The 21,695-nt window shown below is 31.5% G+C and carries 24 protein-coding genes and 2 pseudogenes; 5 read left to right on the forward strand and 21 right to left on the reverse strand.

Annotation, left to right across the window (positions count from 1 at the left end; translation table 11 throughout):
• The first annotated feature begins 42 nt into the window (after nucleotides 1–42).
• The gene (locus AJ884_RS09275; RefSeq protein ID WP_070286650.1) at nucleotides 43–798 is read left to right on the forward strand and encodes a HugZ family heme oxygenase; all 756 of its coding nucleotides are present in this window, start codon (nucleotides 43–45) and stop codon (nucleotides 796–798) included.
• Nucleotides 799–811: 13 nt separating this feature from the next.
• Here the strand turns inward: AJ884_RS09275 and prfA are convergent, their stop codons facing one another.
• From prfA to AJ884_RS09305, 6 genes are all read right to left on the reverse strand, one after another.
• The gene (prfA, locus tag AJ884_RS09280; RefSeq protein ID WP_070286651.1) at nucleotides 812–1,879 is read right to left on the reverse strand and encodes a peptide chain release factor 1; all 1,068 of its coding nucleotides are present in this window, start codon (nucleotides 1,877–1,879) and stop codon (nucleotides 812–814) included.
• Between the two features lie 18 nt (nucleotides 1,880–1,897).
• On the reverse strand, nucleotides 1,898–2,161 hold the full coding sequence (gene rpsT, locus AJ884_RS09285) for a 30S ribosomal protein S20 (RefSeq protein ID WP_002856547.1): 264 nt from the start codon (nucleotides 2,159–2,161) through the stop codon (nucleotides 1,898–1,900).
• A 78-nt stretch (nucleotides 2,162–2,239) separates the two neighbouring features.
• Nucleotides 2,240–2,740 (reverse strand): phosphatidylglycerophosphatase A, encoded by a 501-nt coding sequence (locus tag AJ884_RS09290; protein ID WP_002862253.1) that lies wholly within the window; start codon nucleotides 2,738–2,740, stop codon nucleotides 2,240–2,242.
• Between the two features lie 4 nt (nucleotides 2,741–2,744).
• Nucleotides 2,745–3,905 (reverse strand): sulfate adenylyltransferase, encoded by a 1,161-nt coding sequence (locus tag AJ884_RS09295; RefSeq protein WP_002862252.1) that lies wholly within the window; start codon nucleotides 3,903–3,905, stop codon nucleotides 2,745–2,747.
• The gene (locus AJ884_RS09300; RefSeq protein WP_070286652.1) at nucleotides 3,883–4,770 is read right to left on the reverse strand and encodes a response regulator; all 888 of its coding nucleotides are present in this window, start codon (nucleotides 4,768–4,770) and stop codon (nucleotides 3,883–3,885) included. The genes AJ884_RS09295 and AJ884_RS09300 overlap by 23 nt, the downstream gene beginning before the upstream one ends.
• Nucleotides 4,767–5,882 carry a bifunctional 2-C-methyl-D-erythritol 4-phosphate cytidylyltransferase/2-C-methyl-D-erythritol 2,4-cyclodiphosphate synthase gene (locus AJ884_RS09305; RefSeq protein ID WP_070283777.1) on the reverse strand — a complete coding sequence of 372 codons (1,116 nt, stop codon included), beginning with the start codon at nucleotides 5,880–5,882 and terminating at the stop codon, nucleotides 4,767–4,769. The genes AJ884_RS09300 and AJ884_RS09305 overlap by 4 nt, the downstream gene beginning before the upstream one ends.
• Nucleotides 5,883–6,004: 122 nt before the next feature.
• Here AJ884_RS09305 and AJ884_RS09310 point away from each other — a divergent pair, with 122 nt between their 5' ends.
• Entirely contained in the window at nucleotides 6,005–7,111 is a 1,107-nt protein-coding gene (locus tag AJ884_RS09310; RefSeq protein ID WP_070286653.1) for an Mrp/NBP35 family ATP-binding protein, read from the forward strand.
• Between the two features lie 25 nt (nucleotides 7,112–7,136).
• Nucleotides 7,137–8,297 (forward strand): tetrahydrodipicolinate N-succinyltransferase N-terminal domain-containing protein, encoded by a 1,161-nt coding sequence (locus AJ884_RS09315; protein ID WP_070248926.1) that lies wholly within the window; start codon nucleotides 7,137–7,139, stop codon nucleotides 8,295–8,297.
• 23 nt (nucleotides 8,298–8,320) lie between these two features.
• Here the strand turns inward: AJ884_RS09315 and hisIE are convergent, their stop codons facing one another.
• The 15 genes and pseudogenes from hisIE to AJ884_RS10215 all read right to left on the reverse strand — a co-directional run bounded on the left by hisIE (nucleotide 8,321) and on the right by AJ884_RS10215 (nucleotide 18,627).
• On the reverse strand, nucleotides 8,321–8,944 hold the full coding sequence (gene hisIE / locus AJ884_RS09320; RefSeq protein ID WP_002928365.1) for a bifunctional phosphoribosyl-AMP cyclohydrolase/phosphoribosyl-ATP diphosphatase HisIE: 624 nt from the start codon (nucleotides 8,942–8,944) through the stop codon (nucleotides 8,321–8,323).
• A 1-nt stretch (nucleotide 8,945) separates the two neighbouring features.
• Nucleotides 8,946–9,713 carry an imidazole glycerol phosphate synthase subunit HisF gene (gene hisF, locus AJ884_RS09325; RefSeq protein WP_002862247.1) on the reverse strand — a complete coding sequence of 256 codons (768 nt, stop codon included), beginning with the start codon at nucleotides 9,711–9,713 and terminating at the stop codon, nucleotides 8,946–8,948.
• Nucleotides 9,695–10,429: a 1-(5-phosphoribosyl)-5-[(5-phosphoribosylamino)methylideneamino]imidazole-4-carboxamide isomerase gene (hisA, locus tag AJ884_RS09330; RefSeq protein ID WP_070283779.1), complete on the reverse strand. Its 735-nt coding sequence runs from the start codon at nucleotides 10,427–10,429 to the stop codon at nucleotides 9,695–9,697. The genes hisF and hisA overlap by 19 nt, the downstream gene beginning before the upstream one ends.
• Nucleotides 10,426–11,013 carry an imidazole glycerol phosphate synthase subunit HisH gene (gene hisH, locus AJ884_RS09335; protein ID WP_002862245.1) on the reverse strand — a complete coding sequence of 196 codons (588 nt, stop codon included), beginning with the start codon at nucleotides 11,011–11,013 and terminating at the stop codon, nucleotides 10,426–10,428. The genes hisA and hisH overlap by 4 nt, the downstream gene beginning before the upstream one ends.
• Nucleotides 11,010–12,068: a bifunctional histidinol-phosphatase/imidazoleglycerol-phosphate dehydratase HisB gene (gene hisB, locus AJ884_RS09340; protein WP_070283780.1), complete on the reverse strand. Its 1,059-nt coding sequence runs from the start codon at nucleotides 12,066–12,068 to the stop codon at nucleotides 11,010–11,012. The genes hisH and hisB overlap by 4 nt, the downstream gene beginning before the upstream one ends.
• Complete coding sequence (gene hisD, locus AJ884_RS09345) at nucleotides 12,065–13,351, reverse strand: histidinol dehydrogenase (RefSeq protein WP_070283781.1); 1,287 nt, start codon at nucleotides 13,349–13,351, stop codon at nucleotides 12,065–12,067. Before hisD ends, hisB begins: the two co-directional genes overlap by 4 nt.
• Before the next feature lie 7 nt (nucleotides 13,352–13,358).
• Complete coding sequence (gene hisG, locus AJ884_RS09350; protein ID WP_002873484.1) at nucleotides 13,359–14,258, reverse strand: ATP phosphoribosyltransferase; 900 nt, start codon at nucleotides 14,256–14,258, stop codon at nucleotides 13,359–13,361.
• Between the two features lie 172 nt (nucleotides 14,259–14,430).
• On the reverse strand, nucleotides 14,431–14,784 hold the full coding sequence (rplQ, locus tag AJ884_RS09355) for a 50S ribosomal protein L17 (protein ID WP_070239828.1): 354 nt from the start codon (nucleotides 14,782–14,784) through the stop codon (nucleotides 14,431–14,433).
• Nucleotides 14,785–14,787: 3 nt separating this feature from the next.
• Nucleotides 14,788–15,801, reverse strand: coding sequence for a DNA-directed RNA polymerase subunit alpha (locus AJ884_RS09360; protein WP_002932419.1), 1,014 nt, complete (start codon nucleotides 15,799–15,801; stop codon nucleotides 14,788–14,790).
• A 12-nt stretch (nucleotides 15,802–15,813) separates the two neighbouring features.
• Nucleotides 15,814–16,440 (reverse strand): 30S ribosomal protein S4, encoded by a 627-nt coding sequence (gene rpsD / locus AJ884_RS09365; RefSeq protein ID WP_002856574.1) that lies wholly within the window; start codon nucleotides 16,438–16,440, stop codon nucleotides 15,814–15,816.
• Nucleotides 16,441–16,468: 28 nt separating this feature from the next.
• Nucleotides 16,469–16,861: a 30S ribosomal protein S11 gene (gene rpsK / locus AJ884_RS09370; protein ID WP_002779544.1), complete on the reverse strand. Its 393-nt coding sequence runs from the start codon at nucleotides 16,859–16,861 to the stop codon at nucleotides 16,469–16,471.
• 9 nt (nucleotides 16,862–16,870) lie between these two features.
• Nucleotides 16,871–17,236: a 30S ribosomal protein S13 gene (gene rpsM, locus AJ884_RS09375; RefSeq protein WP_002800121.1), complete on the reverse strand. Its 366-nt coding sequence runs from the start codon at nucleotides 17,234–17,236 to the stop codon at nucleotides 16,871–16,873.
• Nucleotides 17,237–17,238: 2 nt separating this feature from the next.
• Nucleotides 17,239–17,352 (reverse strand): 50S ribosomal protein L36, encoded by a 114-nt coding sequence (rpmJ, locus tag AJ884_RS09380; protein ID WP_002781429.1) that lies wholly within the window; start codon nucleotides 17,350–17,352, stop codon nucleotides 17,239–17,241.
• 171 nt (nucleotides 17,353–17,523) lie between these two features.
• Entirely contained in the window at nucleotides 17,524–17,742 is a 219-nt protein-coding gene (gene infA, locus AJ884_RS09385; RefSeq protein WP_002781436.1) for a translation initiation factor IF-1, read from the reverse strand.
• Nucleotides 17,743–17,829: 87 nt separating this feature from the next.
• Nucleotides 17,830–18,627: pseudogene (locus tag AJ884_RS10215) on the reverse strand (MBL fold metallo-hydrolase).
• A gap of 87 nt (nucleotides 18,628–18,714) precedes the next feature.
• On the opposite strand from AJ884_RS10215, the pseudogene AJ884_RS09400 reads away from it, so the two are divergent.
• Both AJ884_RS09400 and AJ884_RS09405 read left to right on the forward strand, forming a co-directional pair.
• Nucleotides 18,715–20,007: pseudogene (locus AJ884_RS09400) on the forward strand (MFS transporter).
• Nucleotides 20,008–20,056: 49 nt separating this feature from the next.
• Nucleotides 20,057–21,688 (forward strand): multidrug ABC transporter permease/ATP-binding protein, encoded by a 1,632-nt coding sequence (locus tag AJ884_RS09405; RefSeq protein ID WP_053872690.1) that lies wholly within the window; start codon nucleotides 20,057–20,059, stop codon nucleotides 21,686–21,688.
• Nucleotides 21,689–21,695: the final 7 nt, after the last annotated feature.

The raw sequence follows: 21,695 nt of genomic DNA on the forward strand, positions 1-21,695 counted from the left end.
ATTTTTTTTAATATTTTATTTTAAAATCAAGAAAGGATAAAAATGAATTTTGAAAGCATTATTTCTCATATGAATGATCATCATAAATCAAATTTAGTCGATCTTTGTAAAAAATTTGGTGGTATTGAGCAAGTACAAGATGTTTTTCTAAAAAGTGTTGATTTTAATGGCTTAGATCTTGTTTACAATGATAAAGAAAATTTACGAGTGGAATTTCCTAAAAAAGCCGATGAAAACACGATTAAAGATGCTATAATATCCCTTTGCATGAGTGCAAAGAGCGAGCAAAATTTTAGTGGCGTAGAAAAAGAATTAAATGAATTTATGCTAAGTTTTAATTCTGTAGCTTTGGCAACTTTAAATACAAATGGAGAAGTTGTTTGCTCGTATGCACCTTTTGTAAGCACACAATGGGGAAATTATATTTATATAAGTGAAGTAAGTGAACATTTTAACAACATCAAAGTAAATCCAAACAATATGGAAATAATGTTTTTAGAGGATGAGAGTAAAGCTGCTTCTGTGATACTTCGCAAAAGATTGCGCTATAGAGTAAATGCAAGCTTTTTAGAGAGAGGTGAAAGATTTGATCAAATTTATGATGAGTTTGAAAAACAAACCGGAGGAGAAGGAGGCATTAAAACTATACGCAAGATGCTTGATTTTCATCTAGTAAAGCTTGAATTTAAAAAAGGACGCTTTGTAAAAGGTTTTGGTCAAGCTTATGATATAGAAAATGGAAATGTTGCACATGTAGGTGCTAGTGGAAATCCACATAAATTCCCACATAAGCATTAATTTGTATAAAATCTTATAAATTTTGTTCTTGTAAAGCTTGGGCTTGATGATGAGTGATTAAAGGTTCTATGATTTCATCAAAAAGCCCATCTTGCATAATGGCATCTAAGCGATATAAAGTAAGATTTATTCTATGATCGCTGATACGATTTTGTGGAAAATTGTAAGTGCGAATGCGTTCGCTTCTATCTCCGCTTCCTACTTGTGATTTTCTTGCTTCGCTTTCTTTTGCTAGTCTTTCACTCTCTTGCATTTCATAAAGCCTTACTTTTAGGACTTTCATCGCACTTTCTTTATTTTTGTGTTGGCTTTTTCCATCTTGATTGACTACAACTATACCTGTAGGGATATGAGTGATACGAACAGCCGAATCAGTAGTATTTACACTTTGTCCACCATGTCCAGAAGAACGCATCACATCAACTTTAAGATCGTTTGGATTGATTTCGATTTCTATATCATCAACTTCTGGCATTACTGCCACGGTGATAGCAGAAGTATGCACACGTCCTTGAGATTCTGTTTGAGGAACTCTTTGAACACGGTGCGTTCCACCTTCATATTTAAGTCTTGAATAAGCCCCTGTTCCTTTAACAAGCATGATGATTTCTTTAAATCCACCTACACTTCCTTCACTAGAGCTTACAATCTCAAGTTTATAGCCGCGATTTTCAGCATATCTTGCATAAGCTTTTACAAGATCTCCTACAAATAAAGATGCCTCATCGCCACCTGTGCCTGCGCGAATTTCAAGAAAAATATTTCTTTCATCATTGGGATCCTTAGGAAGAAGTAAAATTTTAATCTCTTCTTCAAGTTTTGGTTTTAATTCTTCTAAAATTTTTAGTTCTTCTTTCGCAAGTTCCCCAAGTTCTGGATCGTTTAGCAAAGCTTTATTTTCTTCTATATTGTCTAAAGTTTTTAAATACTCTTTAGCTTTTAAAACGATAGGTTCTAAATTTTTTTGTTCTTTAGAGAGTGTAGTCATTTTACTGATATCGTTGAGTATATCAGAGCTGCTAAGAAGAGAATTTAACTCTTCAAAGCGTTTTAAAAAAGGATCTAGTTTGCTAGCTAACATTAAAAACTATATAGAAAATTATGCGATTTTATTTACTAAAAGGGCTAAGCGGCTTACACGGCGAGAAGCAGTTTGTTTTTTAATGAAACCGCGACTTACCATAGCATGAATGCTTTTATTGGCTACTTTTAAAGCTTCATTAGCAGCATTTTTATCTCCATTTGCTGCAGCTTCTCTTACGGCTTTAGTTATATTTTTAAGTCTTGTTCTATAGAATCTATTTCTTTCTGTTTTTTTAATAGTTTGTCTTGCTCTTTTTTCAGCAGATTTATGGTTTGCCATTTATATTTTCCTTTTTTGAAATTAAAGACTAAATTATATAAGAATAAAATTTAAAATTTAATTAATTTAAGCAAAATTTCAAAATAAATCTTTTAAATTTATATCCCAAAAAACTAAATTAAATTTAAGTAAAAATCCGTAAATTACCGCACTTAAAAGTCCAGCAAACAATCCTGCTAGCATATCATCAAGCATTACACCTAGTCCGCCTTTGACTTTTTTATCTATCTTGCCAATAATAGAAGGTTTTGTAATGTCAAAGAGTCTAAATAAAACAAAAGCCAAAACAAAATTGACTATCGAGTTTTCAACACTTGCTGCAATAGCACAAGCAAGAAAAACCCCAGCAACTTCATCGATAACTATGTGTTTGTCATCGTGAATTCCTGTTTTTTTTTCATAATCATCTATAACACGAATACTTGCAACAAAAATTAAAATACTTAGTAAAAACAAAGTATTAATCCCGAGATATTTAAGTATAAAAAAAGCAGGTATTAAAGCAGCGATAGTACCAAAAGTCCCACTTGCCTTTTTTATAGAACCTGAATAAAAAAAAGTTAAAAATAATTTTTGCATTTTGTTACACCATATAAGACATTTGATGAATTTCTAAAAGTTTTTGATAAAATTCTTCATCATTTTTGTATTCTAAAATTCCATCAGTTGGAAAAAGCTCATTATAAATTTTTTGCATATTTTTTAATCTATTTGGAAAAAGAGAAGTTAAAATAACACTAGATACTTCCTTACGCATGAAAATTGCTGGAGGAATGATGCCCGCTCTTAACAAATCTTTTAAAGACTGAGAATTATAGTGCAAATGGTGATGACAACCATGAGGACAAGATCTTGTGCTAACAATCATGCGACATTGATCGCAAAATACAAATTCAGGCAAAACAATCACTTCTATGCCATAGTCTTTGGAAAAATCATCAAGTATGGTTTTTGGTTGATTATCATCATAAAACATTCCAAGTCCTGTATGATTTTGTCCTACTACTAGTTTGGTACAACCTAGACTTTTTGCGATAATGCTTTCTAGGCCAGGATTTAAATGAGCGTGAAAAATATTAATATTTTTTAATGGAAAAATGAAAATTCTATCCGGTGGAAGATAGTTTTGAATAAATTTTTTCAAATAAGCTTCTTTAAGTTCGAATTCAAACCCATTTGTATCAAAAGATTCTACAAGAAAAATTACAACTAAATCTGCTTTATCAATAGTCCAACGAAACATTCTTTCATGGGCACGATGCAAAGGATCAAAACTTGAAACTATAGCGGTAATTTTTTGTGCATTAAGATTGTTTTTGATTTGTTGAAAATTTTCTTTTATTTTTTTAATTTGAGAATTGTAAATTTCTATTTTTCCACTTATGCAAGTTGTTCCTATGTCTTTTAGAGAGCAAGTGTTGGGATTGAAAATATCAGAAAATTTTTTATTATTTTTAAATTGGCTTTTAAAATCTATATGTCCTACTACTTTTTCATCTAGTATGAGATCGATTCTATCGCCAGATTTTATATCATTTAGTGCTTCTTCAGCATTTTTTGGTGCAAAGCTTAAGGGATAGGGAAAACTTTCTCCTTTAAATTTTCCTGATTTAATGATTTCATTGACTTCTTTTTCATTCATTAAATGAGTGCAAGTACCTAGCAAACCTTCTTTAATAAGTGATAAGATGCCAAATTCATTTTGATCTATGGTAATGTTTTTATTTTTTCTTGCTGATTTCATATTTCTTCCTTTTTTCCCATAAAGATTTACGTGAAATGCCTAATTTTTTTGAAAGATCAGTATCAGGAAATATATTTTGGTAGTTTATAATAACATATTTTACATACTCATCTATGGTTAAAATTTCATTGCTATTGATAATTTTTTCATTATCATTTAAATTAATGCAGTTTATTTTTAAATCATCTGTATTTGAATTGGTATGCAAAATAACATTTTTGTTTTGTATAAAATCTAGGAGTTTTTCCTTTTCTGCTGCTTTTAATGCTTGAAAATTACTCAAAAATAAGAGATTGTTTTCTGTGGGAAGTTTCATAACTTTTTCAACTGAATTTGTAGATGTTAAATCAATAAAAGAAAGAGTAATGTCACATTCATTTACATAATTAAAAACAAAAGCATCAGCACTGCTTTGCTTGTTGGATTTTAATATCAATGGAAGTTTTAATTTTTTATAATTATACTCTGGAATTTTGATTGTTTCTAATCTTGATTTGATATAGCTTTGATAAGCTTTATTAAGGATTGAAAGTTTTCTAAAATCTTGATAATGCTTTATTTTTCTAATCAGCTCTTCTATCATAAAGGGTTTTTGAATATAATCACTAGCACCTAATTTCAAAGGATTTGAAACTGTATCTGTGCTTATATAAGAAATAAGCAAAATAATAATACTATGCTTAAACTGACCTACGGCTTTTAGAAAATTATTAGTATTTGTAGAAAGCAGTACAATATCATAGTATTTTGCACCATTGTATTCATCAAACGAGTTTATAATTTCACAGCTATATCCAGCATCACTTAGTTTAATGCTAATGCTTTGCGCTAGATAAATTTCATTTTCAATAATTAAAACTTTCATAATCTTGTCCAATCAAAATATTTTAAATTTACACTACTAAGCACCGCCATACCTTCTTTTCTTCCAATAAAACCCAATTTTTCCGTTGTTGTGGCTTTAACATTGATTCTAAATTCATCTAAATCTAAAGTATGAGCTATATTGCTTTGCATAGCTTGTTTAAAGTCTTTAAGTTTAGGGCTTTGTGCCATGACGCAAATGTCTATATTAATGAGTTCAAAACCTATTTCTCTGACTCTATCATAAGCCTGTTTTAAAAGCTCCATGGAGTTGGCATTTTTAAATTTCATATCAGTATCAGGATAAAGCTCTCCTATATCTCCAAGTCCTGCAGCACCTAAAATCGCATCGGTTAAAGAGTGAGCTAAAACATCTCCATCGCTGTGTGCTTTAAGCCCCATAATAGGATGAATTTGCACTCCTGCTAAAAGCAAAGGGCGATTCTCTCCAAATTCATGCACATCAAAACCATTGCCAGTAAAAATTTCAAAGCTAGGTTTAGGTAAATCAAGCTTTTTAAGATCTTCTTTAAAGGTTAGTTTTCTTGCATTTTCTTCACCTTCAACAAACCAAATTTTTCCACCCATTGCAGCTATAGCTGTGCTATCATCTGTAAATTCTAGGTTTTGATCCAAGGCTTTTTTAAGCAATTTGGTTTTAGAAATTTGCGGGGTTTGAATGAGTTTGATTTTTTCTCTTTGTAAGGCTTCATTGTCAAAAAGCGTTGTATCTGCAACTTTTAAAGCAGGGGTAATACAATCTGCTTTATCTAAATTTTCAATCAAACGATCAAACAAATTTTTGCTCACCAATACCCTTGCTACATCACTTACCATAACAAATTCGCTATCTATGAGCTCTAAGGCTTTTTTTAAGGATTCTGCTCTGGTATCACCACCTTCTATGAATTCATAGTTTTTAGTAAATTTTTTCATATAAACGATATTACTAGAGGTAACAACTATTTTTTTAAAAGGATAAAAAGAGCTTAAATTTTTTGTTGCATAAAGCCAAAGAGGGTCATTTCCAAGTCGTAAAAATTGTTTTTTTACCTTTGTGTTAAAACGAGTAGAATTTCCAGCTGCTAACATAATGAGGCTAATTTCACTCATTTTTTCATTCCTCTTTTTAATATTGTTGGTTTTTATAATGTTACCATATTATACACTTATAAAAAGCTAAATTTTATCATTTTATTAGTAAAATTGATTTTTTTAAAAGACAAGGAAAAAATATGAAAGAACAAATTTTAGAGAAATTAAAAACTGTAAAATATCCTGGTTTTGAAAAGGATATAGTGAGTTTTAACTTTGTAAAAGATATTAAAATTCAAGATGATGGTGTATTCATTGATATAGAAATCGTTTCAGCAAATCCTGAAGTAGTTAATGAAATTCGTAAAAATGCTACTGAAGCTTTATCGAGTTTGGCTTTAAAAAGTATTGAACTTAATATCATTACTCCAAAAATTCCTGAAGAAAAAAGTAATTCAAGAAGTGGAAAAAATATCGCTCCACAAGTAAAAAATTTCATCATGGTTTCAAGTGGAAAAGGTGGTGTGGGTAAATCTACAACTACAGTAAATTTAGCAATTTCCATGGCTAAAATGGGAAAAAGAGTGGGGATTTTAGACGCGGATATTTATGGGCCAAATATTCCAAGAATGCTAGGTGAAACCAAAACTCAGCCTGAAGTAGTAGGGCAGAGATTAAAGCCTATTTTAACTCATGGTGTTTATATGATGAGTATGGGGGTTTTGATTGAAGAGGGTCAAGGTCTTATGTGGCGTGGAGCTATGATTATGAAAGCAATCGAGCAACTTTTAGCTGATGTGATTTGGCCTGAACTTGATGTATTGTTTTTAGATATGCCTCCAGGAACAGGTGATGCGCAAATTACTTCTGCACAAAGTATTCCTATTACTGCAGGAGTTTGCGTAAGCACACCTCAAACCGTATCTTTAGACGATAGTAAAAGAGCTTTAGATATGTTTAATAAACTTCACATTCCTATAGCGGGTGTGATTGAAAATATGAGTGGATTTTTATGTCCTGATAATGGTAAAGAGTATGATATTTTTGGTAAAGGAACAGCTGAGGATATGGCAAAAGCTTATAAAAGTGAAGTTTTAGCACAAATTCCTATAGAAATGATAGTAAGAGAAGGTGGAGATGAAGGCAAGCCTGTGAGTTTTTATCACCCTGAAAGTGTGAGTTCAAAGCGTTATTTAATGGCGGCTGAAAAAATTTGGAGCTTTATAGAAAAGATTAACAATGAAGGTGGTGCGGATAATTCTGCTATACAACCTGTGATGAATGGAAAAAGTGCGTGTTCGCATTAAAAATTAAGTGGATAAGGAAAAGAAAATGATTAATACTAAAGAAGATTTTTTACATTTAATCAAACAAATCGAGCAAAAAAGCGGCTATAAAAAACCTAAAGCTTTTGGTATAGCAAGGCTTGATAGAGGACAGCTAAATAAAAATAAAATCTTGCAAGCAAGTTTTGCTTTGATTAATTATGAGCAAAATTTTGGCTCAGCAGCAATCATGCTTGAAGCTTTTATGCAAAGGGGTGTGGAGATTGATTTTAATGCGAGTGAGTTTGTGCAAACTTTGAAATTAGAAGATATTGATTTTGCACTTTCTTGTTTTAAACCTTTTTTAGAAGAAGAAGGGCATCAAAATATTGATTTATTAAAGATTATCAAAGATAAATTTAAAGACGATGAATTTGCTTTTGTTTGTCTTTTTGAGGATAAAGAACCTTTAAGTGTAGAAAGTGTTTATCTAAAACTTTATTTGCTTTCTACTAAAAAAGTGCCTTTAAGAAGTATCAATCTAAATGGAGCTTTTGGACTTTTAAGCAATGTAGCTTGGAGCGATGATAAACCTATCGAGCTTGAGTATTTAAGAGCAAATGAAATGCGTTTAAAAATGAGCAATCAATATCCAAAAATCGATTTTGTTGATAAATTCCCAAGATTTTTAGCACATATTATCCCTGAGGATAATACAAGAATTTTAGAAAGTTCTAAAGTAAGAATGGGTGCGTCTTTAGCAGCAGGAACAACCATCATGCCAGGGGCAAGTTATGTGAATTTTAATGCAGGTACAACAGGAGCTTGTATGGTTGAAGGGCGTATTAGTTCAAGTGCTATAGTAGGAGAAGGTTCTGATGTAGGTGGCGGAGCTTCGATTTTAGGTGTTTTAAGTGGAACAAGTGGCAATGCTATAAGTGTAGGTAAGGCTTGTCTTTTAGGGGCTAATTCAGTGACAGGAATTCCTTTAGGGGATAATTGTATAGTTGATGCAGGTATTGCGGTGCTAGAGGGAACGAAATTTTTACTCAAAGATGCTGAGGAACTTGCCAAACTTAATCCTTATTTTTCTTTTGATAAAGAAATTTACAAAGGCTTAGAGCTTAAAGGTTTAAATGGGTTACATTTCCGTCAAGATTCTATAAGTGGTGCTATGATAGTAGCTTTAAATAAAAAAGCAGTCAAACTTAACGAAGCCTTGCATTGATATAAATTTATTTACATAAAGCTTTAAGCTTTATGCCTTTCTTTTAACTTTGAAATCACATCTGAGAAGCTAAGATTTGCATCTGCAAGTAAAACACTTAAATGATACATTAAATCCGCTGCTTCACAAATAAGCTCTTCTTTATCTTTTACTGTCGCTGCCAAAGCTGTTTCTACGCCTTCTTCACCAACTTTTTGTGCGATGCGTTTTGTACCACTTTTGAAAAGTTTTGCTGTATAAGAAGTATTTTCATCGGCATTTTTGCGTGAATTGATAAGCTTTTCAAGTCTGGCTAGAAAAACAAAATCCGCATTTTTAGAAATTTTTTCAAAACAAGAAATATCGCCCGTATGACAAGTAGGTCCTACAGGATTTGCTAAAATTAAAAGCGTGTCATTATCACAATCTAAGCTTAAATCTACGATATTTAAGAAATTTCCACTTTCTTCACCCTTCATCCAAAGACGCTGTTTTGTGCGTGAAAAAAAGACTACTTTACCACTTTCTAAGCTTTTTTCTAAGGCTTCATTATTCATAAAACCTAGCATTAAAACTTCACAAGTTTTTGCATCTTGGATGATGACAGGTAAAAGATGATCCACTTTTTGCCAAGCAATTTTTTCATTAAGTTCTTTGAAATTTTGCATATTATATCCTTATACTTAAACCTTGATTTTTAAGATAAATTTTTAATTCTTTAATGTCTATAAGTTTTTGATGAAAAACAGAAGCAGCTAAAGCCCCATCTATACCTAGTTTAAAAGCTTCTAAAAAATGCTCCATTTTTCCCGCTCCCCCGCTTGCGATCAAAGGTACTTTGCAAATTTTATATACAGCTTCTAATTGTTCTAAATCATAGCCATTTTTAACGCCATCTTGATTCATCATATTTAAAACAATTTCGCCTGCACCTAGATCTTGTACTTCTTTAACCCATTCTAAAGTGCTTTTTCCACTATGTTTGCTTGTTTTTTCATCGCCTGTGTATTGAAATACTTTTAAATTTCCATTTTCATCTTTGAAACTATCAATCCCTACTACTACGCATTGCACGCCAAAGCTTTTAGCAAGGCGTGTGATTAGGCTTGGATCATTTAAAGCAGGAGAATTGATAGAAATTTTATCTGCCCCATTAGCTAAAAGTTCAGCTGCATCTTCTTCGCTTTTAATACCCCCTGCAACACAAAAAGGAATATTGATATTTTTTGCTACTTCACTTACCCATTCTCTTGATATGCGTTCTTTTCTAGCGCTTGCAGCAATATCATAAAAAACAAGTTCATCAATACCATTTTGAGAATAATACCTAGCAAGCTCTATGATATCTCCCATATCTTTATGGTTTTTAAATTGTGTTCCTTTTACTACTCTGCCATCTTTGACATCTAAACATGCAATTATGCGTTTTGTAAGCATCTTATCCCTTCTTCTACGCTAAAAACTCCGTCTAATAAAGCTTTTCCTACGATAACCCCACTACAAATTCCTTTTAAGTTTTCAAGGTCTTTTAAGCTTGCTACTCCACCACTTGCCTGAATGCAAATATTAGGAAAAATTTCATGGATAAGTTTGTAAAGTCTTATATTTACTCCTTGCATGGTGCCATCTTTTGAAATATCTGTGCAAAGTATGTGTTTTAAGCCTTTATTGCTATAAAAATCTAAAACTTCCATAAGCTTCTTATCGCTTGCTTCTTGCCAAGCATTTACAGCCACAACATAATCCTCTTTCAAAATCGTATCTAAGGCTAAAACTATAACTTCATTACCAAATTCTTTTAAAATTTCAAGACATAAAGTCACATCTTTAATCGCCATAGATCCTATCACTACTCTTTTTACTCCACAATCAAGCAAAGCTTTAACTTCTTCTTTAGAGCGTATGCCTCCACCTACTTGTAGATTGACACTGACTTCTTTAGCTAATTTTTCTATCAAAACAAGCTGTCTTTTGCTAGGATCTTTTGCGCCTGTAAGATCTACAAGGTGAAGTTCTTTCGCTCCTGCTTTTTCGTATTCTTTAAATTTCTTTAAGGGATTGTATTTATATACTTTTTTTTGTTCGTAATCCCCTTTTACAAGACGCACCACTTCGCCATCTATAAGATCGAGTGCGGGTATGATTTGAGTCATCCTATATCCTTAATAAAATTTGAAATTAAAATTTCTCCCGCTTCACTGCTTCTTTCAGGGTGAAATTGCACCCCGTAAAAATTATCTTTCATTACACTTGCGCTAAATTTTTGCGAATACTCACAATCTGCTATAGTGTATTCTCCAAGTCCTACACAATAACTATGCACAAAATAAAAATAAGCCCCTTCTAAACCTTTAAACAAAGCATGAGAGCTATGAACTTGATTCCATCCCATATGTGGAAAAGTAAAGCCTTCTTTAGCTTTAAATTTTTGAGTTGTAAAATCTATGAGTTTTAAGGTTTCTTGATTTAATTCTTCGGAAAAATTTCCTAAAATTTGCATACCTAAACAAATACCAAGTAAAGGTTTTTTGGTATTTTTAATAAAATCAATAAGATTAAATTGTTCTAAATTTTTCATCGCTTCTTTTGCAGTACCCACTCCAGGTAAAAAAAGCTTATCCGCACTTTCAAGTTCTTTTAAATCCCTACTGATAGTTGCATTAAAACCTAATCTATCCAAACAAAATTTCAAAGATGCCAAATTCGCACAGGCTGTATCGATGATGATGATTTTCATATCACTCCTTTAGAGCTGGCTAAATTTTCACTTTCTATTTTTACTGCCATTTTCAAAGCTTTTGCAAAGGCTTTAAAAAGCCCTTCGGCTTTATGGTGATCGTTTTTACCTTTAACTTTTAAATGCAAACTCACACCCATAGCATAGCTTAAAGAATAAAAAAAGTGTTCGATCATTTCTGTGCTTAAAGCTCCTAAATGAGATTTTTTAAATTTGGCTTTATAGACTAAATGAGGACGATTGCAAAAATCCATCGCACAACTTGCCAAACACTCATCCATAGGTAAAGCAAAACCATATCTTGCAATGCCGATTTTATCCCCTAAAGCTTTTTTGATACAAGCTCCAAGTGCTAAGGCTACATCTTCAACGCTATGATGCTCATCGATTTCTAAATCCCCTTTGCAAGAAATTTCAAGCCCTATACCTCCATGTACAGCGATTTGCTCTAACATGTGATCAAAAAAATCAATACCTGTTTTAATGCTAACCTTGCCCCCATTTAAGCACACTTTTACTTTTATATCTGTTTCTTTAGTAGTTCTTTGATAACTCGCACTTCTAAAAGAACTTAAAATTTCATTTTCTATTTCTTTCCAAGAAAGTTCGCCGTATCTTAAACCACGCACACTTAAATTTGAAGCTAAGATCATATCACTCTCACGATCTCCTATAACAAAACTTTGCTCCTTGTTATAAAGTTCGTGTTTGATATATTCTTCTAACATAGCGGTTTTAGGTTTTCTACAAGCACAATTTTCATTTTCAAAATGCGGACAAATAAAAATATCTTGAAATTCTATACCACAACTTTTTAAAATATCAAGCATTTTTTCATGAGCGATTTCAAAATTTTCCTTTGGAAAACTTGGCGTTCCAAGACCATCTTGATTGCTTACCATGACAAATTTAAATCCAAAATTTTTTAGTTTTAAAAGAGTAGGAATAGCATCTTTTTCAAAACGCAATTTTTCAAGAGTATCGATTTGAAAATCGCTTTTTGGCTCCTCTATTAAAGTGCCATCTCTATCTATAAAAAGAATTTTTTGACTCATTTTAAGCTCTCTAAACGAAAAGTTACTGCATTTTTGTGTGCATCTAAATGCTCATTTTGTGCTAAAATTTCAACACTTTTACCTAAAGCTAGAAAGCCTTCTTTGCTTAGCTCTTGAACGGTCATTCTTTTACTAAAATCTGCCAAACCTAAACTAGAATGCGTTTTAGTAAGTCCATAAGTAGGTAAAACATGATTAGTTCCACTTGCATAATCACCCATAGACTCTGGAGAATAAGCTCCTAAAAATACCGATCCTGCGTGTTTCACACCTTTTAAAAGTTCTCGTGGATTTTGAGTTTGTATGATCAAATGTTCAGGAGCGTAAAGATTTGAAATTTCTAAGGCTTGATTTAAATCTTTAGCTATGATAATGCGTGAATTAGCAATGCTTTTGCTTGCAAGCTCTTTGCGAGGCAAAAGTTCTAATTGACTTTGGACTTCATCGCTTGTTTTTTTAGCAAAATTTTGACTTAAACACACCAAAATCACTTGAGAATCTGCACCATGTTCAGCTTGTGAAAGCAAATCACTAGCTACAAATTTTTCATTAGCCAAATCATCAGCTATTACTAAAACTTCACTAGGTCCTGCTTGCATATCAATAGTCGCTCCGTTTATATCGCTACTTACTTGGCGTTTTGCTTCGGTTACAAAGGCATTTCCTGGGCCAAAAATTTTATCCACCTTTAAAACACTTTGCGTACCGTAGGCCAAAGCTGCTATAGCTCCTGCACCGCCCATTTGATAAATTTCATCCACGCCACAAAGCTTGGCACAAAAAAGCACGGCATCATTGATTTTTGCAGGACTTGCTAAAACGATTTTTTCACAACTTGCAATTTTTGCAGGGATAGCTAACATTAAAACCGTTGAAAACAAAGGTGCTAAACCCCCTGGTATGTAAAGTCCTACTTTTTCTATAGGGCGTGTTAAAACCTCACATTTAACGCCTTTTGTAGTTTCAAGAGCGATTTCATGTGGGATTTGGGCTTCGTGGAATTTTTTGATATTTTCATAAGCTACTAAAATAGCGTCTTGTAAATCTTTATCCAAACGATTACTTGCTTGAGTAATTTCTTCTTGAGTGATTTTAATATTAGAAATTTCAGCCTTATCAAATTTTAAAGCTTGTTCTATCAAAGCTTCATCGCCTTTTTCTTGCACTTCTTTAATGATAGAACTTACTATTTTTGAAATTTCATCTTTCGCACTTATAGCAGGGCGTTTTAATGATTCTTCTTTTTGTTTTTCATCTAAATTATCATATACTAAAATTTGCATTTTTTACTCACTTTAACATTTTTTCTATAGGCAGAACCAAAATCGAACTCGCACCTTCTTCTTTTAAAGCCTCCATGGTTTCCCAAAAAAGATTTTCTTTACTTACCATATGTAAAGCTACATTTTTTTCATCGTGTGCTAAAGGTAAGATGGTTGGTCTTTCAACTCCTGGAAGTAGGGCTTGAATTTTATCAAGCTTTTCTTTTGGAGCATGAAGCATAATGTATTTAGATTCTCTTGCTTGCATTACTCCTGCTACACGCAACATAATTTTATCTACTAAAGCTTGTTTTTCTTTACTTAAAGCATTTTCTTTTTGAATCAAACAAGCACGAGATTCATAAATGACTTTAACTTCTTTAAGATTATTTGCTTGTAAAGTTGCCCCGCTTGAAACAAGATCGCAAATTGCATCGGCTAAATTTGCCCTAGGGGCTACTTCAACAGAACCTGTAAGCATACAATTTTTATAATTAATCCCATTTTCTTTCATAAAACGCTTTAAAAGTTGTGGATAAGAAGTAGCTATCCTTAAGCCTTCAAAATCTTTCAAATTTTGAAATTTTTTTTCTTGAGGTAAGGCAAGAGAAAGACGGCAATATCCAAAATCTAGCTTTTTTAAAAGCTTATAACTTGGATTTTCTCCTAAAGACTGGCGTTCAAGTTCATTTTCTTCTAAAACATTTTCCCCTATAATACCTAAATCTACAACACCATCAAAAATAAGCCCAGGGATATCATCATCTCTAACGCGTAAAATATCTATAGGTAAATTTGTAGAAAAAGCGATCAAACTTTGTTCATGGATATGCATTTTAACACCACATTCTGAAAGAAGCTCTATGGATTCTTTTGAAAGTCTACCTGATTTTTGTATCGCAATGCGTAAACGAGTGTTTTCTTGCATAACATATCCTTGAAATTAAAAATTAAAAACTTATATTAGCATAAGTAGTTGAATTTTTAGCAAGGGTTTTGAAAAATAAATAAATTTAATTTTATTTAAAATAATTATTTAAAACTTTTTATTTTTAGGGTATTTAATTGAAGTATTAATCCTAGCAAAAGCTAGGATTTGATTAAGCCACAAATTCGATGAAAGCCATTTCAGCAGCATCACCACGGCGAATTCTTGTTTTGATGATTCTTGTATATCCACCATTGCGATCTTTGAATTTTGGAGCAATTTCAGTCACTAATTTATTAGTAGCGTTTTTATCTTGTAATGAAGCAAAAACTGCTTTATGAGCGTTAAAATCTCCAAGTCTTGCTCTAGTAATCAATCTTTCTACATAACCTCTTAATTCTTTAGCTTTTGGTAGAGTAGTTTCGATTTTTCCACTATTTACTAAAGCTATAGTTAAATTTTTTAATAAGGCAGCACGATGAGATGAAGTTCTGCCAAGTTTTCTATATCCATGTTTATGTCTCATTCTTTATCCTTCGTTTTGTGCTTTTAATTCTGCGATTTTATTTTTAAGTATTTCTTTATTATCGCTAAGCTTAGAAGTTCCCACAGGAAAACCTATGCTTTCCATGATGTTTTTAATTTCATCAAGAGATTTTTTACCTAAATTTTTAAGCCCTGCAAGTTCACTTACACTCATCAAAGCAAGCTCACCTATGTAAACTACTCCTGCTTTTTCAAGACAATTATAACTTCTAGCACTTAAATTTAAATCTGTAATGTTTTGCAATAATTTAGTATTTTCTAGTTCATTGCTTGTTGCTTGATTTTTAATTACGCTTCTAACATTGGTAATTTTATCAAATACTGATAATTGTTTATACATAGCTTCTAGAGCATTTTGAAAAGCCTCATTTGGAGTGATTTGTCCATCAGTTGTTACGGTTAAAACCACTTTTTCATAATCAGGATTATCTTCAAATAAAACTTTTTCAATATCATAGGTTGCTTCTCTTACAGGTGTAAAGAAAGCATCTAAAGCTATAAATTTAGGATCATTTAAAAGCTCTTTAATTTCTTCGCTTGGTACATAGCCAATACCTTTTTCAACAATCAATGTGAATTTGAGTTCAGCATCTTCGTTGATTGTTGCTAGATAGGCGTCTTTATTTACTACTTCTACTTGATCATTATTTAGATCTTTGCCGTAAATTTCTTTTGAGCCTTTAAAGCTAAATTCTACTATTTCTTTATTTGATTCGCCTTTAATTTTAAAGCGTAGTTTTTTTAGATTAATGATAAAAAGTGCTACATCTTCAAGCATACCACGCATGCTATCAAATTCATGAGCTACGCCATCAATATGAATTGCAGTTGGAGCATATCCTATGGTGCTAGTGTAAAGCAAACGGCGTAAAGGATGGGCTAGGGTGATTCCATAGCCGATCTCAAAAGGCCAAGCACTGATTTTAGCCACAGTATCACTAATGTTTTCTATTGTAAATTCTGTTGGCGTATAAGCAGATGTTGTAATGTTTCTCATATTTAGCCCCTATTACTTAGAGTAAAGCTCAACGATAAATCTTTCCTCAACCGGAATGACAACTTCTTCTCTCTCAGGTTTTCTTGTGAAAATTCCAAATCTCTTATCTTTTTCAACATCAACCCAAGCAACGATTCCAGTTTGTGCTGTAAGTTCGATAGCTCTTGTAATTTGAGGATTGTTTTTGCTTTTTTCGATGATTTCGATTTTAGCACCTGCTTCTACTCTAAAGCTAGGAATATCCACTCTTTTACCATTTACTAAAACATGTCCATGTGTTACAAGTTGTCTTGCAAAACGACGTGTTGTAGCAAAACCCATTCTATATACTACATTGTCTAATCTTTGTTCTAAAAGTTGGATAAGTAATACCCCTGTATTTCCTTCTCTTCTTGCTGCTTCAGCAAATAAACGACGGAATTGCTTTTCACTTACTCCATACATAAATTTAGCTTTTTGTTTTTCTCTTAATTGAAGTCCATACTCACTAATTTTACCTTTTCTTGCTCCGTGTTGTCCTGGTGCATAAGGGCGTTTATCTAGTGCACTTTTGCCAGCTAGTCTTCTTTCCCCTTTTAATGCTAAGCTAACACCAAAGCGTCTTTCTAATTTTTCTACTGGTCCTCTATATCTTGCCATAATATTCTCCTAAATTTTTCTTAATATCTTAGACACGACGACGCTTAGGCGGTCTGCAACCATTGTGAGCTAATGGAGTGATATCTTTTAAGAAAGTTACTTTAATTCCTTCCATAGCACCTACACTCTTAACAGCAGTTTCTCTACCGCTTCCTGGTCCTTGTACTTTAATGCCTACTTCTTTAATTCCGTGTTCTTTTGCTTTATTTAAAGCGTCTTCTACTGCTTGTTGTGCTGCATAAGGAGTTGATTTTTTAGAACCTTTAAATCCTAAACCACCTGCACTACTCCAAGCGATAGCATTTCCCATTTCATCAGTTACTGTAACCATAGTATTGTTAAAAGTCGCACTGATATAAACAATACCTTTTGCTATATTTTTTTTAACTACTTTTTTCTTTACGATTTTTCTTTTTGCCATGATTTATCCTTATGATTTTGCACCAACAGTTTTTCTCTTACCTTTTCTAGTTCTTGCGTTTGTTTTTGTTTTTTGTCCGCGAACTGGTAAGCCTTTTCTGTGTCTTAAGCCTCTAAAGCTTCCTAAATCCATAAGTGCTTTAATATCCATAGCAACTTGTTTTCTCAAGTCCCCTTCAACCATATAGTTTTCTTGAATTTCTTTACGGATAGCTGCTGCTTCATCTTCACTTAACTCATGAACTCTTTTATCATAAGAAATTCCTACTTTATCTAGAATTTTTCTTGAAGTGAAAAGCCCTATACCATAAATATAGGTTAGTCCATACTCAATTCTTTTTTTCTTTGGTAAATCCACACCTGCAATACGAGCCATGTTTATCCTTGTCTTTGTTTATGTTTTGGATTTTCGCAAATAATGCGAACCACGCCTTTACGGCGAACTACTTTGCACTTGTCGCACATCTTTTTAACCGATGGTCTCACTTTCATGAGCGTCTCCTTGAATGAATTCCACTTGATTTACGACTACATCAGGTTTTATGAATAACCAACTATTTTCAAAATAAGTGGTGGATTTTAAAAATACTTCTTCATATAGTTCGATGTAATTTGTCGCAAAAACTCTAATTTTATCTAAAATTAGCTTTTAAATAACTTAGATTATTTATATCTAAAAGTTATACGCCCTTTATCAAGGCTATAAGGTGTAAGTTCTACTTTTACTTTATCACCTGGCATTATTCTTATATAATGCATACGCATTTTTCCTGCAATATGACATAAAATTACATGTTTGTTGTCAAGTTCAACCTTGAAATTTGCATTAGGCAATGCTTCAAGTACGGTGCCATCAATTTCAATTACATCATCTTTTGCCAAAATTTTCTCCTTTCATGAAATAAAAAGGCTATAATTTTAGCAAAAATTATTAAAATTTTTACTTAATTTTTAGTAATTTTTAAGTAATTAATCTAAAAATTCAGGTTCAATAAAAGATGCATGAGTCCCTATAACTTTGAGTTTTCTTTCTTTAAATTCTTTAAGTAGTTTTTCCCTTGTTTGTATAGCCTCATTTTGATCTATATCAAATTTTTATAGCGATTTTAGGTTTTGGGATTTGTATATCATAAAGATGAAGTAAATCTCCCAAAAGACTATTTTATCATCAATTATGATAACATTTTGACCTGGGGTATGCCCGTAAGCAGGTATGGCTTTAATGCCTGAATTTTGAAAGATCAAATCTTTAGAGTGGTTAATAAATTCTATATTTTTAAGTTTAAGCAAGGTGTTTTTAATTTCTTGTCTATCGCTTTTGATCCAAAAATCATATTCTTTTTTATCGATTAAAATTTGAGCTTTTGGAAAAAGATTTTCTTCGCTCATTAAAGCTCCTATATGATCAGGATGTGCGTGTGTTAAGATAATATGAGTGATATCTTTAAATCGGTTTTGTGGATATGCAATTTTTCTTTTAATGTATCAATAGTATCTAAAAACCCTGTGTCTATTAAAGCATTAAAATTTGGATTTTTTATCAGAGCAATATTATGCTCATTTCTTTTGATTTTTGTGCGAGTTTTTTCTATAAAATTCTTATCTTCATTGTTTTGTGGCACTAAAAAAGAAAATAATAAATTTAAAAATTCATCATCAGATTGTTTAAGCGAGATTATATGGGTTTGATCTGAACTTTTGCTTGTGGTTTTTTCTTCTAAAAAATAAAGATTGGTTTTTAAAAAGGGTGGTTATAAAATTAAACATATTTATCCTTAAATTTTTTAGATAATATTTTGGAAATGATTATAGTATAATAAAAACAATGTTTTTAAAATTTAAGGTAATTAATCAATGAGAAAATCAAAATTTGGAACAAAGGAAATTAAGATCTTAGGACTTTCTTCACTAGGAGGAACTTTAGAATTTTATGATTTTATTATTTTTGTCTTTTTTGCTGAATATATAGCTAATGTATTTTCCCTAAAGATATGAGTGAATTTTGGGCTTTATTAAATACTTATGGAGCATTTGCAGCTGGATATTTAGCACGTCCTTTAGGTGGTATAGTTATGGCACATTTTGGAGATAAATTTGGGCGTAAAAATATGTTTATGCTAAGTATTTTACTAATGGTTCTTCCTACCTTTGTCTTAGCTTTTATTCCAGGTTATGAAACTCTTGGGTTTTTAGCTCCTGTTTTATTGATACTTATAAGAATTTTTCAAGGCATAGCTATAGGTGGAGAATTGCCTGGAGCTTGGGTTTTTGTAAGAGAACATTGTCAAGAAAAACAAAAAGCTTTCTTTTTAAGCTGTTTAAATTCAGCTATGGCTTTAGGAATTTTGTTAGGAAGTATAGTATTTTAATCATTAATGCTTTTTTTAGTATAGAAGAAATTGCTGCTTATGCATGGCGTATTGCTTTTTTTGTAGGTGGAATTTTTGGGATTATTTCTATTTATTTGCGTAGATTTTTGCAAGAAACTCCTGTTTTTAAACAAATGAAAAAAGAATCATCGCTTAGTTCTTTTCCACTTAAAGATTTATTTAAAGAAAAGGATATTGTAAAAAATTTATTTTCATCAATGATGATGACTTGGGTTTTAACAGGTTGTGTTATTGTGCTTGTTTTATTGATGCCTAAATTTATGCCTAGTATTTTAAATTTAAGTGGGGTTGAAGGAAGTTATTTGCAGATATTAGGAATTTTGGGAATAGCTTTAGGCGGGGCTTTCATGGGTTATCTTGTAGATAAATTTGGTTTATTTAAAATTTGCATTTTCTTTTCTTTAACTTTTGTATTTTTTTCTTTTTTATATTTTTATGCTTTATATGAACTTAAAAATTTGGTTTTGGTGTGTATTTTGTATTCGATTGTTTGTTTTTTAGGTGGGATTAATGTGTTTGCACCTATTTTAATGAGTGAAGTTTTTAGAGCTAAAATAAGATTTTCAGAAATTTCTTTTTCTTATAATATTGCTTATGCAATTTCAGGCGGTATTACTCCGCAACTCGTTTTTTGGCTTAATACACTCGCGAGTAAAAATGAAAATCCATTTTTATATGGTATGAGTATATATATGATTTTTTAGCGTTATTGGCTATTTGTGCTGTTTTTATAGTAAAAGATAAAATAAAATTTTGATAATCACTCTTAAAATGTTATAATTAAAATTATATTTTGGAGTTTATAAATGCCTTTTATTATCGAATTACTTAAGCAAAATAAATTAAAGTTGATTTCTTTTTTGCTTTTTTCTTTTATTACAAGTGCTGTTGGAGTTTTAACTCTTGTTTTTATCAATGATTATTTGCTTAAAAATGCACAAAACATTCCTATTTTTTATTTTATTGTTTTGCTTTTGATATTTTTTATAAGTTCTACCATAGTTGAACTTGGACTTAGTATTTTTGGACAAAATTTTATTTTTAAAATGCAAAGGCGCGTAGTAAAGCAGATCTTAGACACCCCTTTGTTAAGAGTGGCTAAAGTAGGTAAGGCTAGAATTTTAGCTTCTTTGGGAAGTGATGTGAGAAATATATCTTTTGGGCTTTTAAGATTGCCTGATTTTTTACAATCAAGTATATTGATTTTATGCACTAGTGTTTATTTATGTTATCTTTCACCACAAATTTTTGCTTTGTGTGTGGTATGGATTATGGTTATTTTTATTACTAATAATTTTTTGATGATGAAAGTATATCAGTATTTTCGAAAGGCAAGGGAAAATGACGATGCTTTGCAAAATAATTACCAAAATATACTAGATGGACATAAAGAACTTTTGATCAATCGTGATAGAGCCAAGCTTTATTATGAAGATGAATTTGAAAATAATGCAAGATTGAAAAAGAAAAATAGTACTTTAGGCAATCTTTTTAACAATCTCTCAAACAACTGGACAAATGTAACTCTTTTGGCTTTAGTGGGCGTAGAGTTTTACTTAGCTTTAAAATTTGAATGGGCAAGTGTTGCAGATGCTACAACTATAGCTCTTTCTATTTTGTTTTTACGAACCCCTTTAGTATCTATGATAGGATCTTTTCCTACTTTGCTTTTGGCAAAAATCGCTTTGGATAAGATCGCAAAATTGGAATTAGATGATTATATAGAAGGTTTTAAAAAAACACATTATATTAGCGAATGGAAAAAAATTTCTTTTAGAAATACTCAATTTGCTTATGAAGAAAATTTTCACTTAAATCCTGTAAATATAGAACTTAAAAAAGGTGAATTGGTATTTTTAATAGGTAAAAATGGAAGTGGTAAATCCACTTTTTGTATGCTTTTGACAGGACTTTTTAAGCCAAGCAAAGGCGGAATTTATGTTGATGATACGCTTATAGATGATAAAAAGTTAGATGAGTATAGATCTCTTATTTCTGCTGTTTTTAGCGATTTTCATCTTTTTACTAAAACCTTAAATAAAGAAAATTTTGCAAGCGAAGAAAAAATTGCTTTTTGGTTGGAGTTTTTAGAACTTAAAGATAAAACAAGTGTCAAAGATAATGAACTGACCTTAACCAAACTTTCTACAGGGCAAAAAAAGCGTTTAGCTATGCTTATAGCCTTGCTTGAAGAAAGGGATATTTTAGTGCTTGATGAATGGGCGGCTGATCAAGATCCTGTTTTTAGAAGATTTTTTTATAAAAAACTTTTACCTTTGTTAAAAGAGCAAGGTAAAACAATCTTTGCTATCACACATGATGATGCATATTTTGATAGTGCTGATAGAATTTTCTTGGCTCAAAATGGTGAAATCAGCGAATTAAAGGGTGAGAATATAAAGGAATTAGCTAAAAATTTAGTAGAAAAATTTGATTAAAGCCCAA

This window comes from Campylobacter sp. BCW_6463, assembly GCF_001762785.1.
In the GTDB taxonomy this organism is placed as follows: Bacteria; Campylobacterota; Campylobacteria; order Campylobacterales; family Campylobacteraceae; genus Campylobacter_D; species Campylobacter_D jejuni.

What these genes read in the sequence shown, in the direction of transcription:
- AJ884_RS09405 (WP_053872690.1), top strand. Translation starts at nt 20,057, where the DNA reads ATGCCTTTTATTATCGAATTACTTAAGCAAAATAAATTAAAGTTGATT.
- prfA (WP_070286651.1), bottom strand. Translation starts at nt 1,879, where the DNA reads ATGTTAGCTAGCAAACTAGATCCTTTTTTAAAACGCTTTGAAGAGTTA.
- AJ884_RS09360 (WP_002932419.1), bottom strand. Translation starts at nt 15,801, where the DNA reads ATGAGAAACATTACAACATCTGCTTATACGCCAACAGAATTTACAATA.
- hisH (WP_002862245.1), bottom strand. Translation starts at nt 11,013, where the DNA reads ATGAAAATCATCATCATCGATACAGCCTGTGCGAATTTGGCATCTTTG.
- hisB (WP_070283780.1), bottom strand. Translation starts at nt 12,068, where the DNA reads ATGAGTCAAAAAATTCTTTTTATAGATAGAGATGGCACTTTAATAGAG.
- rpsT (WP_002856547.1), bottom strand. Translation starts at nt 2,161, where the DNA reads ATGGCAAACCATAAATCTGCTGAAAAAAGAGCAAGACAAACTATTAAA.
- rpsK (WP_002779544.1), bottom strand. Translation starts at nt 16,861, where the DNA reads ATGGCAAAAAGAAAAATCGTAAAGAAAAAAGTAGTTAAAAAAAATATA.
- hisF (WP_002862247.1), bottom strand. Translation starts at nt 9,713, where the DNA reads ATGCTTACAAAACGCATAATTGCATGTTTAGATGTCAAAGATGGCAGA.
- hisD (WP_070283781.1), bottom strand. Translation starts at nt 13,351, where the DNA reads ATGCAAATTTTAGTATATGATAATTTAGATGAAAAACAAAAAGAAGAA.
- hisIE (WP_002928365.1), bottom strand. Translation starts at nt 8,944, where the DNA reads ATGCAAAATTTCAAAGAACTTAATGAAAAAATTGCTTGGCAAAAAGTG.
- hisA (WP_070283779.1), bottom strand. Translation starts at nt 10,429, where the DNA reads ATGACTCAAATCATACCCGCACTCGATCTTATAGATGGCGAAGTGGTG.
- AJ884_RS09300 (WP_070286652.1), bottom strand. Translation starts at nt 4,770, where the DNA reads ATGAAAGTTTTAATTATTGAAAATGAAATTTATCTAGCGCAAAGCATT.
- rpmJ (WP_002781429.1), bottom strand. Translation starts at nt 17,352, where the DNA reads ATGAAAGTGAGACCATCGGTTAAAAAGATGTGCGACAAGTGCAAAGTA.
- AJ884_RS09315 (WP_070248926.1), top strand. Translation starts at nt 7,137, where the DNA reads ATGATTAATACTAAAGAAGATTTTTTACATTTAATCAAACAAATCGAG.
- AJ884_RS09275 (WP_070286650.1), top strand. Translation starts at nt 43, where the DNA reads ATGAATTTTGAAAGCATTATTTCTCATATGAATGATCATCATAAATCA.
- AJ884_RS09310 (WP_070286653.1), top strand. Translation starts at nt 6,005, where the DNA reads ATGAAAGAACAAATTTTAGAGAAATTAAAAACTGTAAAATATCCTGGT.
- rpsD (WP_002856574.1), bottom strand. Translation starts at nt 16,440, where the DNA reads ATGGCAAGATATAGAGGACCAGTAGAAAAATTAGAAAGACGCTTTGGT.
- AJ884_RS09305 (WP_070283777.1), bottom strand. Translation starts at nt 5,882, where the DNA reads ATGAGTGAAATTAGCCTCATTATGTTAGCAGCTGGAAATTCTACTCGT.
- AJ884_RS09295 (WP_002862252.1), bottom strand. Translation starts at nt 3,905, where the DNA reads ATGAAATCAGCAAGAAAAAATAAAAACATTACCATAGATCAAAATGAA.
- hisG (WP_002873484.1), bottom strand. Translation starts at nt 14,258, where the DNA reads ATGCAAGAAAACACTCGTTTACGCATTGCGATACAAAAATCAGGTAGA.
- rplQ (WP_070239828.1), bottom strand. Translation starts at nt 14,784, where the DNA reads ATGAGACATAAACATGGATATAGAAAACTTGGCAGAACTTCATCTCAT.
- rpsM (WP_002800121.1), bottom strand. Translation starts at nt 17,236, where the DNA reads ATGGCTCGTATTGCAGGTGTGGATTTACCAAAGAAAAAAAGAATTGAG.
- AJ884_RS09290 (WP_002862253.1), bottom strand. Translation starts at nt 2,740, where the DNA reads ATGCAAAAATTATTTTTAACTTTTTTTTATTCAGGTTCTATAAAAAAG.